Genomic DNA, 19,611 nt, shown 5'->3' on the forward strand with positions numbered 1-19,611 from the left:
AAAAACCTAAATCTTCGTGAGTGGACTTGTCCAAAATGTAATAGCCATCACGATAGAGACGTAAATGCAAGTAAAAATTTGCTGAAACTCGCCATATAGTTGGTATTTTCTCTAGGGGTAGGGACTACCCTTATAGCTTGGTAAATATAGATAGCTAACAAAAGTATTTAGTTCCCAAGAAGCTCCCACTTCAATCAGACCGCAAGATCGATAAGTGGTGAGTAGTTCACGAATGAGGTTTACTGTATTGATAGGCCTATCTTTTTTAATAGGTGAATAGCTGTCTCTTTTTCATCATCTGAGAGGACTGACATTATTTCATCAATCATTTTCTGATGATCTGGAAAAATCTCTTCCATCAATTTAGCTCCGGCCTCTGTTACTTGTCCGTAAGTAACTCGACGGTCTTTTGCGCAAGCTGCTCGACGGAGAAAACCTTTTTTCTCTAATTTATCTACAACGTATGTGATGCTTCCACTAGCCAATAGAATTTTTTCGCCTATTTGCTGTAAAGGCTGTTCTCCTTTATGATAAAGTAGTTCTAAAACGGCAAACTCAGTTGGATGTAAACCATGTTGTTGAATATGTTGATTCACACACTCATTCACAGCTCGATATGCTTTTGAAAAAACGATGAATAACTTTAATGATTGTTGAATTTTTTCGTCATTCAATGTTATCATTTCCCTTTTACTTAATATCTCGAAATTAAAATTAGTATAGTGAATGAGCATCGGAATGTCAATAACTACTTTCAGATATTAGTAATAGTCTAAAAAAACTTCCTTTGTTATAATAATACATATATTCATTTTCTTTTAATGGACTGTTTTTTACTTTTAGTCAATTAGAAAACGACATTGAACAGGAAGAAAAGTATAAGTTCTGCCAAGGTAAAGGTGGAATATCATTCTTCAGCAATTATTGTAAGATATTATAAAAAAACTCTTAGAACAAGAGGGTTAGCTCGGTCTACTTAGTTGTCAAACGAAAAGCAGCTACAACCCGAGAAACCGCACTTAACAAAGCTTTTCTTTTTGTAAGTGCAGGTCGTTCACACTATCTTGCAATATGGGATGGCTGCCTAACGGAACTCTCCTTTCCCGTAGATGGTTTATATTCCTTTTTGCATGATAAATGATGACATATTGAGGTACTTAGATGATAAAGAATCGAAAAAAATGGCTAACCTACATCATGATTGTACTCATACCTTCTATTGTTTTTACATTGTTTTACGGAATTTTCCGCCATAGTTTTGAAAAAAACAAGGTAGAAAATGAAGTAAGATGGGTAGCATCCATCCACCAAAAACAAATTGATCAATTTATTGGCGAAACGATAACAAGCCTAGAAGTATTGGCACTTACTTTAGAGTCAAACGTCTCTAACCTAGAAGATTTAGAAACAACATTAAAAAATATCAGCAAAAAAGATCCAAGGTATGGCGGTCTCTATTTCCTTGATGCTAAAGGAAATGTACTGTTAGGCTCAAATGATTTACTAAAACAAAATAAGCTCGGTCAAAAGCAATATATCAAAAAAATGCATATAACTGAAAAGACAACAATTTCTGAAGAACAAGAAACGCTTGCAAATAATCAAGAAGTTATCGCAATTGCCACACCAGCTTTTCAAAATGAGGAAATCAATGGGATCTTAGTAGCACATCTAAGAACAGATTACATCATTAACATCATGAAACTATTAACTCCAAACATCAACATCCTATTTGAAAATACAAATGGCATCCCCATATTTCAAACAGATCAGAAACATGCTGTTTCACACGATAAACAACAATGGATCACCATCCCATTAGAAAGAGTTCCTTGGAATATCAGTGTGATAAAAAATGAGGATAAAATATGGAATAAAATAATACTATATACTCTTTCTTTTTTCGTTATTTTTACAGCTATATGCCATGTTGTGTATTTAATCCTTCACAATATCTCTTTAAATAGACAAGCTAAAAAGGAAAGAATCCAAAACGAAGCACATAAATTAGAGCTTGTTGGAATTCTTGCTTCCAGCTTAGCGCATGAAATTCGTAACCCACTAACAGGCATTAAAGGATTAGTGCAATTGTTAAGCGAAAAATACCCTGACCCTCAGGATCAATTTTATTTTTCTGTTATATATAAAGAGATTGCGAGAATCAATCAAATTGTAAGTGAATTTTTAGTTCTCGGCAAGCCTACTCTAGATAAGCTGGAATCTATCGATTTAAAGGAGGTCTTGTTTGATTTAGACCCTATTATTCACTCTGAAGCAAACTTATTTAATGTTCACTACCAATTAAAATTAGAGAATGACGCTTTTATAGTCAATGGTGTAAAAGATCAAATGAAGCAAGTTATTCTTAATATTGCAAAGAACGCATTAGAATCTATAAATGGAGAAGGTGAACTATCCATTTCTTTAAGAAAAAAAGAGCAATATGCAGTGTTAACCATCTCTGATACTGGAATAGGCATCCCAAAAGAGAATCTTAAAAAAATATTTGAACCTTTTTTTACATCTAAAGAATCTGGGACAGGATTGGGTCTTGTCATTTGCAGAAGGATTATTCAATCATTTTATGGTTATATCGAAATTACGAGTAAAGTTGAAGCTGGGACGACAGTCAGCATTAAACTTCCCTTAAAAAATAATAAAGGCTGCTCCTGCTAAAAGAGCTTCCTTTTCATAAAATCAGGAGTTATTTAGATCAGCTAAAAATGGATAGTACTTTACTTTTTTCTTTTTCAATTTCCTCTCTCCTCACTATTTCTTGACATAAAAGTCGATTATATTCATTTAATAGCTGATCTAACTGTTGACTGCATGTTAAAGTTTGCTGATGATTAAGTCCATACTTTGAACCGATGGCAATCATTTTCTTTCTCTTTTGATTAATTTTCAGTTGAAAAACTTTCTTCTGTATAAACTTTCTATACACGGTTCTCTCTCCTTTTCTTTTTAATAGAAAAGTATGATTACTTTCATATAGTCTTTGTAAATTATGACAGTTATTGACTGAAAAGTAAATCGATTCGCAAAACTAGACATATTATCACTAAATAAACAATGAAATCAGCTATATCGCTATCTTATTTGACATTTCAATGACGTTACATCCGCTTTTTTATCAATTTTCGACACTCATCATTAAATCAAATAAAAAATGAAACATGAAAAATAAAGGGCAAAAAGTAAAAAAAGGTATTATTTAGTGAATAAAACTAGGATCTATCGTAAAAGAAGTGTATTCTCTTAAGAAATGTAGGATATTTTGTGTATAAAAACAAAGCTTATTAATCGGCTTTTCAGCATACACAAATAAAAGGGGGAACATTATAGCCGAATACAGTTTATTAAACAACATAAAATAAGCGCTAGCTACTTTTTGATTCAGCTAGCACCATCATCTTTGCTTCAGTTGACAAGGTTCTCTACATAATAATCCGAGTGGAAAGCACAATAAATTATTGTTTGCGTTCGTTATTTTAACACACCTTCCAATTTCAATAATAATTGTTTTTTAGTTATTTCCTTTCCAGCATAACCGACCATTTTTTTATTTTTCCCAATAACCCGATGACAAGGAATGATAATTGGAATTTTATTCGCTTTATTTGCCTGGCCAACAGCACGAACTGCTTTTTTATTTTCAATCGCTTCAGCAATTTCTTGATAAGATTTTGTTAACCCATATTCTATCTTTAATAATTGATCCCAAACTGCTGTTTGAAAGGGAGTACCATTATAAGAAAGCGGAACTGTAAATCTCTCTCTTTCTTTATTGAAAAATTCTTCTAATTCCAACTTTGCTTGCTGCAAAATGGGGTGTTTATCATTGCGTGTTAAAGTGGAATGAGATGTTTGCAATTGATGTGTTCCAAATTGGATGCCAGTTAAGCCTGCAGAATTTGCAGTAAGCACTAGCTCTCCAAGTGGACTATTCATGATAGTATAGCATATGCACATAAAAATGGTCTCCTATTCTTTTGGAATTGGCAAGTAGATATGAAATGTTGTGCCTACACCAAACTCACTCTCTAATTCCACTCGCCCTTGATGCTCCTCAATTATTTTAAAACTAACCATTAAACCGAGTCCAGTTCCTCTTTCCTTCGTCGTATAAAATGGCTCTCCTAACTTTTTAAGCTTATCTTTTGGAATTCCTTCTCCTTCATCTTGAATCGCAATATGCAGCCAACCATCTTGATTTACTGTTATTTTAATACGAATAATCCCTCCTTTAGGCATTACTTCAATAGCATTTTTCGCAATATTAATGAACACTTGCTTTAATTGGTTTGGCTCACAAAAAAGCTGCGGAAGTGCTCCGTCATAACACGTGTCAAATTGAACATTATGCATGATTGCCTGTGCATGAAGCAATTCTAGCGTATCGGACATAATTTTTCGAACATCATGCTTACGGAATTGAATATCTTGAGGTTTAGCAAGGATTAAAAACTCCGTAATAATTGATTCAATACGCTGCAATTCTGTCGTAATCACATTAAAGTACATTGTATGTTCATCATTGACACTGCTCTCTAGTAATTGAATAAAGCCTTTTAACGCAGTCATTGGATTACGAATCTCATGAGCAATTCCTGCCGCTAATTCGCCAACAATATTCAATGTATCTGATTTTCTAATTTGCTCCAACATTTCCATCTTTTCAGAGATATCACGAATGACTGTTAAATGAGAATGTGCAGCAATGTTTCTTTTTGAATATATTTCTAGATACTTTTTATACGAAGGAGTTTTAATAGTTAATATAATTGGTTCTTCTTTCTTTCCATTATTACTTTCTTCTAAATGAGCAACGTATTTTGCCGTCAGCTCAGGATGATGATGGAAAAGTGTCCTAATATCATGGCCTTTTATACTTGTAGAAGAACACTGAAAAAGACTTAACGCCTTCGTATTCATTTCCAGTATTTCATACTGATGATTCCAAATAACCATACCGTCGTTCGTTGTCATAAAAATATTTCGAAAGCATTCTTCCCCTTCATAAAGTCTTTGCTTCACTTCATATTGACTCCTTATTTGATGAAACTGAATCATGTGATAACCGTATAAAGGATGTTTTTTCCAATTATATGCTAAATACTTGATTTTTCCATTTGGAAGCTGAAAAAACACTTTATCTTGAATAATCTTGGAATTTGTTGTTTTTAATGTTAATTCTAACCGTTCTCTATATTGTTCTTGAATAAAATCAAAAATGTTTTTTCCTAAAATATCCCTTAACGAACACTCTAATAATTGCAATGTTGAATGATTAACTCTGATCAGCTTTCCACTTTCACTGCATAAAACGGTTGCTTCCAGTACCTCTTCAAAAAAGCTGTGAAAGACTTCTTCATTTTTTTGCAGTTTCATTTTTAACATTTTCTTTTCAATATAATCTCTCCGAATAACTTTGTTCAGCCTTTGGTAAATAGCTGGGTTATGTTTAAAATCAATTTTATGGTTCTTCTGCTTTTCTGCTGCATTTTTACGTTGAGAGTAATCACTTACATTCATTACATTCACTTTTTTCTTCTCCCCTTCAACCCGAAATTAAATGGTGCTTTTCTCAGTTTTGCTTCTGTTTGCTAAATCAATTTAGCAAGTACGATCACAGAATAAGCAATATATTCTTAAGTGTAAAACTGAAAATGATGCTTATCACATAGAAGTCTTTATTTCTTCTGATTTAATCGGACTCTAACCGGCAGCGCTCGTTAGATATGGGATTATTAATAGAAATGGTGAAAATAAAAAGAGATTATTTTTTTGAACATCTTCGTTGTGTTCAGTCATTTGGTTTACACGGTTCATTTGTCAGTTTCATCTTTATTTCTATGTTGCTAAATCAAAAAGTATTTTGCCTTCTTTAGGTTTTTTACTTCTTTATCTTGGTAGTCACATTCAGAACATAATTGACTACTTGCATATTTTTTAGGAGCGATGATCAAATCACGACCTTCCCACTCTGCTTTGTATCAAGCTCCATATTGTATAGACTAATCATAGAACAATCTTTTGGCTTACGCCAACCGAAAATTCATCTCCCACTTTCATTGGGCTATGCCCTTCACATTTAGAAGTGGGAGAATTCTTTTCGGAAATCCAGTTAAAAATGAAAAATGGGCTCGTAGGGTCCAAACCGCATAGTCAATTAGTAGGAGAAAACATATTTCGGTTTTTTCTGAAGGGTTAAATGATATGTCATGAACTATCATAATCTGGAGTTTTTCACCTTCACACTGAGAAGAACAATCTTTTTTACGAAATGAAAAAAAACCATTTATGTTTATTTATTGCACGGTTTTTTAATAGGACTTTTAAGGAAAGCAGCATAGAATAAGGTTTGTCATAACAAACGATAACCATTTCATTTTTCATTTCTTTCTTGTCAACCGTCCTTAACATTCATTGCCGTTTACCAAATAAGTGGAGAAGGATACTGCAAATTAAATGTCAAAATAATGAATCCTTCATACGAACAACAACTTAGTATATGCATGAATCGTATTTTTTGGTTTAGCCCCTCCTCTATGCAAGTTTTTCCAATCAAGGTGGTACAGAATTCCCATCTGATGTTCTTTATTGTGTATAACTAAAAAGCCCCCATTCTTTTTCAATAATATAAAATATTCTAATATTGTTGTCAAATTCCTGCCTTTCTTTTAAAATTCGTCTATTTTAACTAGAAAAAAGAGGAGAGGGCATCTTTGATCACCCTCTCTTGTAACATGTATAGTATCATTGTCTTACTGCTTCAAGATACAGGAATGAAAAATTTCCTATCTTTATCCAATAATGACTCGTTCCTTTGGATAATGATAATGAACATTTTTTTCTTTTCCACCCATTGTGAAAAGAAATGAAAGAATACCTACTCGTCCGATAAACATTAATAAGATTAATAATATTTTCCCGAAAATAGACAACTCTTTTGTAATTCCCATTGATATCCCAGTCGTTCCAAACGCCGAACAAACTTCAAAGATGATCGCCATTAAGCTTTGCTCTTCTGTTACTGACAGCATAATAACTGAGGTTGAACACATAATGACAGCAAGCATTAACACAACTACTGACTTTTGCACATCTTCTGGGCATATTTCACGGTTAAATACTTGAATATCACGTTTTCCCCTTGCAAAATGCATCAGAAAAAGGAGATTGACAGCAAATGTTGTTGTCCTGATCCCCCCGCCGACAGAACTCGGAGATGCCCCAATAAACATAAGCAATGACATGATCAAAAGTGTTGACGTTGAAAATTGATTAATATCGACTGTCGCGAGACCTGCACTCCTTGTTGTCGTTGATTGAAAGAGTGCATAAAAAAATGACTCATGCCAGCTCTTATCACTAAAAAATAAGCTGTTCTCTAAGAATAATATCATGGCCGTTCCAAAGATAAATAAATATAAATAAGTAACCGTCGTTAGTTTTGCAAATAAAGAAAATCGAAATCTTTGCTGTTGATTTTTATGTAGCAAAAAATTTTTTGTTTCGATTAATACAGGAAAACCAATCGATCCTAAAATAATCAGCAGCATCACGATAAACTGAACAAAGTAGTCATGAGCAAACGGGATAAAAGAAGCACCAGTAATATCGAAGCCGGCATTTGTCGTAGCACTGACAGAAGCAAATAATCCGTTTAAAAATGCTTCTTCCCAAGTTCCATAATACTTAAGAAAATAGACCCCTAAAATAAGAGCGCCGGCAAATTCAATTAAAATAATTAAATAAAAGATCTGTTTTAGCAACTTTACAATACCGGCAAGTGTCGTTTGGTTTTGATCAGTCATCATTAACTGCCTTTGTTTAAGTCCGATCTTTTTTCCAATTAATAGATAAAAAAATGTGCTAAGCGTCATGACACCGATCCCGCCTATTTGCAGAACAAACATTAAAATAAAGATACCCGCTGTACTAAACGTATCAGGAATGCTGATCGTCGTTAAGCCTGTCACGCTGATCGCACTTGCAGCAGTAAATATAGCATCAATAAATTGCCACTCTACTCCATTACGATGAGCAAAGGGCAAGCTTAGTAAAATTGTTGAGATGGTGAGTGCTAATAAGTAATAAGAAGCAATCACCTGAAAAGGTGTTAATTTTTTTAATCTGTGCTTTGTTTTCATGTACATCTTTTCAAATCCCTTTCACCAATCACGATTTTTATGCCATTAATTTTCATTTCCTATTATCTTAAAGAAAAATAGCATAGAAAGAAAGTGAATGGAGAAAAATTTTGTAAACATGACAAATGTCCTTGAAAATTCAATATACATTTGTCATGTTCTTTGCTTTTTTCAAAGAAACAATATAGCTCGATAATGCAATTCCTATTAATACTATCCAAAACGTCAGCTTCCAGCCAGTAGAGGCAGGAAAAGTTTCATCTAATATATTCACCTTTGGATGAGCTAACGTAAGTACTGCCAACTTCACACCTACCCAGCCTACAATTAAATATGCTGCTGTTTCTAGTGTTGGATATTTCTCAAGTACTTTAATAAACCAAGTAGCTGCAAAACGAATTAAGATGAGGCCAAACATACCGCCCAAAAATACCACAATAAATTGTCCGCCATCCATTCCACCAATATGGAATAAACCTGCTGGGGTTAATGTCATTGCCAAAGCTACAGCAGCTAACATAGAATCAACAGCAAAAGCAATATCCGCTATTTCGACCTTTAATACTGTCATCCAAAAAGAACTGCTTTTCACCTGCTTCGGCTGTTCTGCATTTTTTTTGGTTCGTTTCATCGTTTTTATTAAATGGTGAACAGAAAGATACAATAAATACGCCGCACCCATCGCCTGAACTTGCCAAGCTTGTACTAAAATGGTAATAATAAAAAGCGACGCAAACCGAAATACAAACGCACCCAGCAATCCATAAAATAATGCCTTTTTTTGCTGCTCTTTCGGGAGATGCTTTACCATGACTGCCATCACAACTGCATTGTCAGCAGATAGTATCCCCTCTAAACAGATTAAAATAAGTAAAACCCAACCATATTCTAATAATAATGACAGCTCCATCTTCTTGTACCTCCAATGATTGTGACTTGTGCATAAACTAATGTTGTTTCCGGTACTAATGACATGTGATAAAGTGAAACTTCCATCAGTGGGGGTTTTCTCTCATCCCCCACTGATAAGAAGTAAACCAAAAGCTAGGATCGCAGGCGTCCTCGAAAAGGAAACCGATTCAAGAAGCTTTCCTTATCCTGTCGGCCCGAACCAATCGGACATTTGACTTTCAGTTATCCCCACCTAGCGCTTCTGATTCCTCTTACTCTTGAGGTGGGGGTCTTACTGCCAGTTAGATATGGGATAAACCTAGTTAACACCGTTTCAAGGAGAGATTCATCAGCTATTCTATACATTTTCTTCCAAGACAACAAAAAAGACCTCTGCCTATATATAGGCAAAGGTCTTGCTAAGCACCATATGTGCCAGCAAAGCCGATGGAATCTCTCCATGTATTGACGACTTTGCTTTAGATAAATAATCTAACGCTACTCCCCTTTGACGAATGTCAAAAGCTATTTTCTTTGTTTTCATTATAGATTATAGCAATCTTTTTTACAAGTCTATAATCTAGTATTTTACCCCATATTTCATTTTTGGGAGTGCAAGCTAGATACAGATGTAAACTGCTATCTCGTTTTCACTAAAATTTATATTTATAGATCAATAAGTTGAGGCTTTCTCCGTTTCTTTTTCTTCTTTCTTCTCGTCTCAGGATCAAAAAAACTATAGACGACTGGAATAACATATATAGTCAAAAACGTACTGCTTATAAGCCCTCCTATAACAGTTACCCCCATTGGCTGATTAATTTCTGTACCTTGGCCAAGACCTATTGCCAACGGCACAAGTCCTAAGATCGTTGTTAAAGCTGTCATTAAGATCGGACGCGCCCGATCCTTAACAGATTCTACAATTGCCTCTAGACTATCAAGACCATCCCGCTTTCTTTGATTAATGTAATCAACAATGACAATTGCATTGTTCACTACAATACCTGCTAAGATAATGATTCCAATAATTGCTGAAATGCTTAATGGAATCCGAGTCAATGTTAATGCAATAGCAACTCCTATCACCATAAGTGGAACAGTGAACATAATCACAAATGGGTACTTGAACGATTCAAATTGAGCCGCCATGACGATATAGATTAATACAATTGCTAGTATAAATGCCATCGTCATATCCTTTAGCCCGTCTTCTAGCAATTCACGATCACCGCCAAAGGTTATTTCTGTTTCATTAGCAATATCAGACTCTGCGATTTTTTCATCGACAATCTTTGATATTTCACCTAAGTTAACATCAGACGAATATTTTAACGTAAATTGAATTGCATCTTGTTGATTAATTCTCTGGATTTGTACAGGTCCTTTTCCAATCTCAATTTGTGCAATTTCGTCTAATGTAGCATATCCGTCATCAGGTTTTTTTATCAAGATTTTTTTCAATTTCTCTAAATCACGTGTGATGGCAGTGTCATAAGCAACAAAAATACTTTGCACCTCAGCTTCTTCGGAAATTACTTGAGAAGCTTGTACACCTCTTGTTATATCGTTAACGGTCATTGCAATTTGTGCTGGAACCAAACCAGCAGCCAATGCTTTATCACGATCAATCGTAATTTGTACTTCTTCTACTTCATCCATCTGGTTTGTAGATAATTCATTTACTTCTTCCAAATCCTTTAATGCAGAGAAAATTTTATCTGCACTTGCTTCTAAACGCTGCTTGTTCGTATCACGAACATGAAAGGTTAAAGTCTGCGGACTTAAACCAGATGTTGCTTGAACATTAAAAACAAGTTTAGCAGCTTCATTAACGTCATTTACTTCTTTTTCAAGTTTAGATTGGATATCATCCACAAACTGAAAAATAGAACGATCACGCTCTTCTAATGCTTTCATTTTAATATAAATTTCCGCAGTGTTTGCTTTTCCAGAACCTCGAAAAGTATCTTCCTGTGTTGAACCAACAAGGCTGACAAAAAAGTCAACATCTTCTTCTTTGTGCAGTACCTTTTCCATTTTTTTGATAACTTTATCTGTTTCGGACAAGGCAGTTCCATTCTCCAATGTCACACCGATGCTAAAAAACCCTTCATCTGTCGCAGGCAGGAATTGTGTTCCTACTGTCGTTAGACCTAAAATACCTCCAATAAACAGCAAAAGTGTGAAAAACAAGACAGTTAGTCGATGACGCAAAGACCACCTCACTGATTTTTCCAGCATTTTCATTGATTTCGAACGTCGTCTTTTTGCATCCATATTCCCTTTTGGTTTCTTTAATAGCCGACTAGCCATCATTGGAATAACGGTTAGAGCGACAAATAGAGATGCAAATAGACTAAAAGAAATCGTTAATGCAAACTCTGTAAATAATTCTCCTAGCAAACCTGTAATAAACACAACTGGTAAAAATACCGCTACAGTTGTCAATGTTGAAGCAGTAATCGCTCCTCCAACTTCTTTCGCACCATCGCGAGCGGCCTGCACCCGACTTTTTCCCATTGACAAATGTCGATATATATTTTCAATGACCACAATTGAATTATCGACAAGCATCCCTATTCCTAATGCAAGTGCGCCAAGTGTCATAATATTTAAAGCAAATTTAGCAAAATACATGAGCACAAAGGTAACAATCACCGAATATGGAATTGCTACACCGACAATGAGCGGCGTTCTTATATTTTGCAAAAAGAAAAACAACACTAGCATTGCCAAAGCCCCGCCAATGATTAATGACGTTGCGATATTTCCGATTGCGATTTGAATATAATCTCCTTGATCAAAAAGAATATTTGCATTAATTTCTTTATATTCTTCTCGATCAAGCAGCTTCGTTAATTCTTTTTTAAAGGCTTTTGAAACAGTTGCTGTGTTTGCATCTGTCTCTTGTAAGACACTTAATAAAACAGCTGGTTTTTCGTTCGTTCTTGTCATGCTATCTTCTTCTTTTTTTAATAATGATACATCAGCAACGTCTTGAATTTTCAGTTTTGTCCCATCTAAAGGGTTAACGGCAATGGCCAACTGTTGAATGTCTTCTGGCGAATGAAGCTGGCTGAGGATACGAGTTGTCAATTGTTTCCCATCTGACTCAACTGTCTCTCCAGGCAATGAAATGTTATTCGCTTGAATGACTTGTACAATGTCGGCTTGGCTTAATTGATATTGCTTCAACTTTTCCTGATCTAGCTGAACAGAAATCTGTTCAACAATATTTCCAGTTACATTAACACTTGCGACTCCTTCTACTTTCGTCAATTCAGTAGTAAGGCTCTCAGCTAATTTCCTTAAACTGCTTTTATCTCCCTCTGTCTTTAAAGAAAGCTGAATAATAGGAAATTGTGAAGGATCAAACTTTAAAAATCTTGGTTTTCCAGCATCATCTGGAATCGGCGTTTGATCAATTCGCTGCAATACTTCATTTTGGATATCATCAATTTTCGTGCTCCAAGAAAACTCCAGTAAAGTGAAATTAGAACCTTCTTGAGAAATAGTTTGTACATTTTTTATCCCTGGCAGTGTCGCTAAATTTGCTTCTAATGGCTTTGTTATCTTTTCAACTACTTCAGTTGGACTGGCACCATGATAAGAAGTGACGACAACTGCAACAGGCGGATTGATGTCAGGAATTAGCTTCAACGGTATTTTAAATACAGATACAGCACCCAAGATCAACACAAGAAACATAGTGACAATCGTAAAGACAGGGCGCTTAATTGAAAAGTTGCTAATTTTCAAAATACGAACTCCTTCCTTGTACTAATCATAAGCTGTCATTTTTAGTTTATACAACGCAGCGAAAACCTGTATACTCGTTCCTTATGAAAGTGAATGATTGATGTCACTTTTTAAAAAACAATCGTTCGCCATTCTCCCTTGAAGAACCGTCGTTTTGCTCCCGAAAAAAAGGTGTTCGGATTACTTTTTATGAAACTTCATTCTTCGTTCTATTTCTTCATAAGATCCACAAATAGGGCGCAATCAGGAAATATCCCCATTTGCATCCTTGTAACGCTCCTCCTCTAAATAGTATTGGAATACTTTTGTCAACAACTCAGCAAGCTGATTGCTATCGTCTTCCCCTAAAAATGTGATTAAACCTTGAAAAGAAGAAAACATCATTTCTTCCGCATTTTTAACAATCTCGGTGCCTTTAGGTGTTAAATGAACCCAAACAGCTCGCCTGTCTTTCGTATCTATACACCGCTTGACTAAACCATCATTTTCTAGTTTTTTTACTAACTGTGTGACTGTAGGAGAAGTAACGTGTAGATGATGACTAATTTCTGATACTTTTAGGGCTGAATTTTTGATGCAAAATAACATTCTAATTTCGCTAGGCTTATAGCCGGCAATCGTTCTCGAATGCCAGTCAATCTTTTTGAATTGCATAAAAGCTTGTAAAAGACGCCTGGAAGTTATATTTTCATTACATGACATTGTCATCCCCTCACCATCGCATCATGCCACATATATGTATGCCATTCCAATCTATTTCATCATCATTCAAGAAAACATGTGTTATCAATAAAAATTAATTACTTTGGCAACCTAATTATATTTCGAGACATCTTAAAAGTCAAAAACAAAGTGAAACTTCACTAGTGGAAGTTTCTCACATCGCCGTATACATAACGAATTTTTCATATGTTGCTTCTTTAGTCCTTCTACTTTGACCAAGCCTGCTTTTTGATTATTTTATCGTTGCCTTCGCTCTTTTAAACTGCGCAAAAAGGAGCGAAGGCAATGTTCTACCATCTAAATTTGTTTAACCGAGCATACTGATTAATGAAATATCCGGATGTTTATCTTGGAACCAGCGAAGTGCAAAATCATTTTCAAAAAGAAACAGTGGCCTATCAAACCGATCTTTCACAAGCAAGCTTCTAGCGCTGGATAAGGATTCATCTGCTTTTCCATCCTCAATCCATCTAGCAATTTTTGATCCAATCGACTCCATCATAACATCTGTATGATATTCCTGTTTCATTCGATATTGAAACACTTCGAATTGCAGCTGCCCAACAGCACCGATAATATAATCTTCCATTCGATACGTTTTAAAGAGCTGAATCGCTCCTTCTTGAACAAGTTGATGAATCCCTTTATAAAAATGCTTTTGTTTCATAACATTTTTCGCTGTTACTTTCATAAATAATTCAGGTGTAAACTGTGGCAGCTCTTCATACTCCAACTTGTCTTTCCCACTTGTAATTGTATCTCCTATCTGATAAGTTCCAGTATCGTATAAACCTATAATATCGCCGCTTACTGCTGCCTGTACAGTGCTGCGATCATCGGCTAAAAATTGTGTAGACTGAGCAAGCTTGATTTGTTTATTCATTCTCGTCAATGTCACATTCATTCCACGCTCAAACGTACCAGAACAAATCCGTACAAAAGCAATACGATCGCGATGAGCTGGATTCATATTTGCTTGAATTTTAAAAACAAATCCGGAAAATACATCAGCAGCGGGATCTATTTTTCCTAAATTAGAATTCCGCGGTTGTGGTGATGGTGCAAAAGAGAGAAATGTCTCTAAAAATGTTTTAATGCCAAAATTCGTTAAAGCACTGCCAAAAAATACAGGTGTTAATGTACCATTCGCAATTTTTTCTTCATTATATGCATTGCCCGCTTCTTCTAAAAGCAATGCTTCCTCTAGAGCCTGATCATAAAGTGATGATTGCTTTATAACATGGTCTTCCGCGACTTCCCCATCTTCGTTTAATGGCAGATACTGTTCATCCCCTTCACCACGAAAAAGTTCGATTCGTTTATAATAACGGTCATAAATGCCTAGTAATTCTTTTCCCATTCCAATCGGCCAATTCATTGGGTATGCATCTATTCCTAATACTTCCTCAAGCTCTGCTATGAGTTCTAAAGGAGGTTTTCCAACACGATCAAGCTTATTAATAAAAGTGAAAATCGGAATGCCGCGCATTCGACAAACTTTAAAAAGTTTAATCGTTTGTTCCTCAATACCTTTGGCAGAATCAATCATCATTACAGCACTATCGACGGCCATTAAAGTCCGATAAGTATCCTCACTAAAATCCTGATGTCCAGGTGTATCCAGAATATTGATACGGTGTCCAAGATAATCGAATTGCATCACAGAAGAAGTAACAGAGATCCCCCGCTGCTTTTCTATTTCCATCCAATCGGAGGTAGCAAATTTACCCGATTTTTTCCCTTTTACCGTCCCTGCTTCTCGGATTGCTCCACCAAATAATAATAATCTTTCTGTCATCGTTGTTTTCCCAGCATCTGGGTGAGAAATAATTGCAAACGTTTTTCTTCTGTTTACCTCATCTTGAAGAGAAAGTTGTTTCATTTCACTAATTCCTTTCACTAGCGTCAATTTCTTATTTCCTCTACTATCTTCTTGCTCTCATCACCACACCTTGAAGGCCATAGTTAATAAAGCAGCAGATGTTCTAATGTATTGCTGCTCATATACCTATTCTATCGCAGCAATCTTGTAGTCGTTATTCTTAAAAACATAGGGCGTTTATGTCCGTTAAGAACAAAATAAGCCTGTTGCCCGATATTGGCTTTATCATGTAATGTGGCTATTCACTTTATTTTATTCGTCTTTCTTACAAAAGGAAATCATTTATTCCCCATCTAACTGTTCTAGAGTCAGGAAGCAAATTTGAGCTTTCCACCTCTAACTAATATGTCTAATTAATTTAGGTCAACAGGATAAAGTGAAACTTCCATGAGTGGGGGTTTTCGCTCATCCCCCACTGATAAGAAGTAGAACAAAGGCTAAGATCGCAGGCGTCCTCGAAAAGGAAACCTCTTTTCTTCGTGCGATGTATCGCTACCGAAGCTTTCCTTGTCCTGTTGCAACGCCTTTGTGACCGACATCCTCGAAAAAGGAAAGCACTTTTTCTTCGTGCGATGCTAATTCAAGAAGCTTTCCTTATCCTGTCGGCCCGAACCAATCGGACATTTGACTTTCAGTTATCCCCCACCTAGCGCTTCTGATTCCTCTTACTCCCCGAGGTGGGGGTCTTACTGCCAGTTAGATGTGGGATAAAGAAACCTTTTTAGATCATACGAAAAACGGTTCCTTTTTCAAAGATGACGCGTCTTTAGAGGGGTGCCTCCTGATGAAAGTCACATGATGATTGTGATCTCACCTTTTACATCTCTCTCGTCCATTGGTACACTCGTTGTGCAAGCTCCTCCGCTTCCTCACGTTCTACACAATGAGCTAGTGAGTTAGCTAAGTTTTGAAGAAAAGCTTCTCCAGCATCTTCGTAAGTAAAATCTTTAGACCATTCTATATCTGGGATTGCTGTTACAAAGTAAGCTTCCTTTTTATTTTCATATACATAGACATTCACTTCTCTATCGTGGAGCACTGTTTTTCTAATTTTCATGACAATCATCCCATTTCATCTTTTGATATATGTAAGGAGAAATTCCTAGATTATATAAGCAGTTATTTCATTTTATTTAAAAGCTTTTTAATTTCTTTCTCAAACTGACTCAGTTTTGTCGTTGGTGACAGTTAGATGTGGGATAAAACTTTCCCTTTATAAGCCGCTAACGATGTATGGTCTCCGTTTATTTTTTCAGCTGCTAAATAATAGATCGATATGATCGTCTCACATCCTCTTCATCGATTCGTGTCTGTTATTAGAAATGCGAAGGACTGAACCTATTCTTGAGGCTGCAAAGGCATTTTTTCTCCAACACGGCCTTTTCTTCCATTTGTTGTCTCCGCTTGTGTGCACGAATTCATAATCGCTTCCTCTGTAGCTTCTGCAGCTGCCTGAAAAAGAAGATTCATGAGAGGATGGTCGTCGCGTATAAACCTTTTCCTTTCCATCCATTCATTACTTTGATGGCTTATTGGTTCTGCATTAGAAAATGCTATGACGATATCACCACTTCCATGATGAATATGACTCCCTGTTCTTGATAAACCGATCATACATCTCTTGGCTAAGCGTTTTAACTGTCTTGATGAGAGAGGGGCGTCAGTAGCAAGAATCATCATAATCGAGCCATCTGGACGGATAAATGCAGCATCATCTGTTTCTTTTTTTTGAAGGAAAAGGCACTCCTCTTTTCTTCCAAAATTGCTTAAAACAAGAACACCGACTGTATATGGTGCTTCCAAATCAGCCGTTTTTTCCAAATCCTGCCTACTAATAACCCGCGAAGAACTGCCAATGCCACCTTTATACCCAAAGCACATCGTACCACAGCCTGCACCAACTGCACCTTCTGCTGCTTGCTCATTCGATGCATTCTCAATTGCTGCAATCGCATGCTCAGGTTTCACCGCTAGCTGCCGTGCAGAATTTAAATAACTATCATTACATTCTCCCACGACAATATTAATGGAACTAGTAGAATCGCCAATTTCAGGATTTTCTCTTAACATATAAGCAAGCGTTCCTTGTAAAACAGGGGCAACGCTAAACGTATTAGTTAACATGATAGGAGATTCTATTAGTCCCAACTCATCTACTTGAATGAGGCCAGTCGTTTTGCCAAAACCATTTGCTACGAAACTTGCTGCTGCTACTTTTTCTTTAAAGAGATTGCCATTGTGCGGCATGATAGCTGTTACTCCGGTCCGAATCCGCTCAAGATTGCCAGTATCCTTCTTTAACGTTACATGACCTACCTTTACATCTGGAACATCTGTTATACAATTCTTCTTTCCCACTTTTAGACTTCCAACATTAAAACCAAGCTCTCTAGCTTTCACAACAAACTTTTCCTCCTCAAAAGATGCCTCCTAAACTGCAGATGCACTTAAAAATTTATCACATAGATAAAGTGAAACTTCCATCAGTGGGGGGTTTTCTCTCATCCCCCACTGATAAGAAGTAGAACAAAGGCTAAGATCGCAGGCGTCCTCGAAAAGGAAACCTCTTTTCTTCGTGCGATGTATCGCTACCGAAGCTTTCCTTGTCCTGTTGCAACGCCTTTGTGACCGACATCCTCAAAAAAGAAGAGCACTTTTTCTTCGTGCGATGCTGATTCAAGGAGCTTTCCTTATCCTGTCGGCCTGAACCAATCGGACATTTGACTTTCAGTTATCCCCCACCTAGCGCTTTCGATTCCTCTTACTCCCCGAGGTGGGGGGCTTACTGCCAGTTAGATGTTGGATAAAAAACCTATTTGTCATTATGTTAGACTTACATTTAAATATTCCTATTAATCGGATACTAATATGAAATGATTGGCGATTGAATATATGCTAATAGCAGCTTTTCTGTGTTTAAAATAGATGTTTCATGCGTGCGTTCAAATGCATGTGACGACTCAATTCCTGGCCCAATTAACCCATGAACAATATCATGTCCTGCACGAATAGCCGCAGAAGCATCTGATCCATAGTAAGGATAAATATCTACCTTATAATCAATCTGATTTTCCTTCGCCAATTGTACAAGTTTTTTTCGAAATCCATAATGATAAGGACCGCTGGAATCCTTCGCACAAATAGAAACAGTATATTCATCAGAAGATTGCCCATCGCCAAGCGCTCCCATATCTACTGCTAAATATTCCACCGTTTCGGGAGGTATATTTGAATTTCCTCCGTAGCCAATTTCTTCATTGTTAGAAATTAAGAAATGAGTCGTGTACGGAAGTTTTATATTTTGTTGATTAACATGCTTGATCAGTTGCAGCAAGATGGCGGTACTCGCTTTATCATCTAAATGTCTTGATTTTATATAGCCGCTCTCGGTTATTTGCACACGAGGATCAAACGAAACAAAATCGCCAACTTCAATTCCTAAAGCACGTGTTTCTCCTGCATTGTTGACTCGTTCATCTATGCGGACTTCGATATTGTTTTCATCGCGTTTCGCTTCTCCAGCATCTTTATAAACGTGTACAGATGTTTGGTGCATAAGAATTGTCCCTGTATACATTTTTCCTGAACTTGTTTCGATTTGACAATATTCTCCTTCTACAGAATTCCAGCGAAAACCGCCTATCATAGCTAATTTTAATCTGCCATCAGCTTTAATTTCTTTTACCATCGCACCCAAAGTATCTACATGTGCTGTCAACATCCGGTGCTGAGAGTTATCTTGGCCTGGAATGGTAATGATTAAACCGCCTTTTCGATTACGTTTTCTTTCATACGGAAGATTTTTAATATAATTATCACAAAAATCAATAACTTTTTGTGTATTTCCTGATGGACTTGGAATCGATACAAGCTGTTTAATTAGTTGAAATGTTGCTTTCGTATTTGGATATGCGGACATCATAAAAAACCCCTTTTCCTTGTTAACATCGTTCACAGCGATAAAATTGTGATGATTCTATTATATTGGAAAGAAAAAGAACAGTAAACTTAGCGAATACGCCTTTTTGCCTTTCTCTTCTTGTTATTCGCCTAGCAGCACAAAGATTTGCAAGTAGGGCATACTAATCATATAGTGCTATAATTGCTAAGAAAGGAGAAGATGAAGATGACGGGCTTGTCGTCCATTTGATCATGTAACGACTTAAAAATCATATGTCATCATACAATACATTATTC

Annotated in this window: 14 protein-coding genes, 1 pseudogene and 1 riboswitch; of the genes and pseudogenes, 2 read left to right on the forward strand and 13 right to left on the reverse strand. The window is 36.1% G+C overall.

Features of this window, described 5'->3' with window-relative positions; genetic code table 11:
• The coding region (locus tag J2S08_RS01955; protein WP_307226579.1) for a zinc ribbon domain-containing protein at positions 1–99 on the forward strand (99 nt) is incomplete at its 5' end.
• 140 nt (positions 100–239) lie between these two features.
• Here J2S08_RS01955 and J2S08_RS01960 read toward each other — a convergent pair.
• Positions 240–683, reverse strand: a complete 444-nt coding sequence (locus tag J2S08_RS01960; RefSeq protein ID WP_370875616.1) for a MarR family winged helix-turn-helix transcriptional regulator — start codon at positions 681–683, stop codon at positions 240–242.
• A gap of 478 nt (positions 684–1,161) precedes the next feature.
• On the opposite strand from J2S08_RS01960, the gene J2S08_RS01965 reads away from it, so the two are divergent.
• Entirely contained in the window at positions 1,162–2,676 is a 1,515-nt protein-coding gene (locus tag J2S08_RS01965; protein WP_307226155.1) for a PAS domain-containing sensor histidine kinase, read from the forward strand.
• A gap of 37 nt (positions 2,677–2,713) precedes the next feature.
• Here J2S08_RS01965 and J2S08_RS01970 read toward each other — a convergent pair whose 3' ends face one another.
• The 12 genes and pseudogenes from J2S08_RS01970 to J2S08_RS02025 all read right to left on the reverse strand — a co-directional run bounded on the left by J2S08_RS01970 (position 2,714) and on the right by J2S08_RS02025 (position 19,333).
• Complete coding sequence (locus J2S08_RS01970; protein ID WP_307226157.1) at positions 2,714–2,944, reverse strand: aspartyl-phosphate phosphatase Spo0E family protein; 231 nt, start codon at positions 2,942–2,944, stop codon at positions 2,714–2,716.
• A gap of 542 nt (positions 2,945–3,486) precedes the next feature.
• On the reverse strand, positions 3,487–3,972 hold the full coding sequence (locus tag J2S08_RS01975) for a methylated-DNA--[protein]-cysteine S-methyltransferase (protein ID WP_307226158.1): 486 nt from the start codon (positions 3,970–3,972) through the stop codon (positions 3,487–3,489).
• Between the two features lie 12 nt (positions 3,973–3,984).
• Positions 3,985–5,535 (reverse strand): PAS domain-containing sensor histidine kinase, encoded by a 1,551-nt coding sequence (locus J2S08_RS01980; RefSeq protein WP_307226581.1) that lies wholly within the window; start codon positions 5,533–5,535, stop codon positions 3,985–3,987.
• Positions 5,536–5,861: 326 nt separating this feature from the next.
• Positions 5,862–5,984: pseudogene (locus J2S08_RS01985) on the reverse strand (hypothetical protein); the annotation flags it as partial.
• 822 nt (positions 5,985–6,806) lie between these two features.
• Positions 6,807–8,162, reverse strand: a complete 1,356-nt coding sequence (locus J2S08_RS01990) for a TrkH family potassium uptake protein (RefSeq protein WP_307226160.1) — start codon at positions 8,160–8,162, stop codon at positions 6,807–6,809.
• A 133-nt stretch (positions 8,163–8,295) separates the two neighbouring features.
• Entirely contained in the window at positions 8,296–9,066 is a 771-nt protein-coding gene (locus J2S08_RS01995; protein ID WP_307226162.1) for a TerC family protein, read from the reverse strand.
• Between the two features lie 360 nt (positions 9,067–9,426).
• Positions 9,427–9,566, reverse strand: a riboswitch (yybP-ykoY riboswitch).
• A 147-nt stretch (positions 9,567–9,713) separates the two neighbouring features.
• Complete coding sequence (locus J2S08_RS02000; RefSeq protein WP_307226164.1) at positions 9,714–12,809, reverse strand: efflux RND transporter permease subunit; 3,096 nt, start codon at positions 12,807–12,809, stop codon at positions 9,714–9,716.
• A 243-nt stretch (positions 12,810–13,052) separates the two neighbouring features.
• Positions 13,053–13,511 (reverse strand): MarR family winged helix-turn-helix transcriptional regulator, encoded by a 459-nt coding sequence (locus J2S08_RS02005; protein WP_307226166.1) that lies wholly within the window; start codon positions 13,509–13,511, stop codon positions 13,053–13,055.
• Between the two features lie 328 nt (positions 13,512–13,839).
• Positions 13,840–15,414, reverse strand: a complete 1,575-nt coding sequence (locus tag J2S08_RS02010; protein WP_307226583.1) for a peptide chain release factor 3 — start codon at positions 15,412–15,414, stop codon at positions 13,840–13,842.
• A gap of 817 nt (positions 15,415–16,231) precedes the next feature.
• On the reverse strand, positions 16,232–16,471 hold the full coding sequence (locus J2S08_RS02015; RefSeq protein ID WP_307226167.1) for a YueH family protein: 240 nt from the start codon (positions 16,469–16,471) through the stop codon (positions 16,232–16,234).
• Between the two features lie 281 nt (positions 16,472–16,752).
• The gene (locus J2S08_RS02020) at positions 16,753–17,814 is read right to left on the reverse strand and encodes a DmpA family aminopeptidase (protein ID WP_307226169.1); all 1,062 of its coding nucleotides are present in this window, start codon (positions 17,812–17,814) and stop codon (positions 16,753–16,755) included.
• A gap of 463 nt (positions 17,815–18,277) precedes the next feature.
• A complete protein-coding gene (locus J2S08_RS02025) occupies positions 18,278–19,333 on the reverse strand; it encodes a M42 family metallopeptidase (protein ID WP_307226172.1) in 1,056 nt (351 codons plus the stop codon).
• Between the last annotated feature and the right edge of the window lie 278 nt (positions 19,334–19,611).

Source organism: Bacillus chungangensis, from assembly GCF_030812995.1.
Taxonomy (GTDB): domain Bacteria; phylum Bacillota; class Bacilli; order Bacillales; family Bacillaceae_C; genus Bacillus_CF; species Bacillus_CF chungangensis.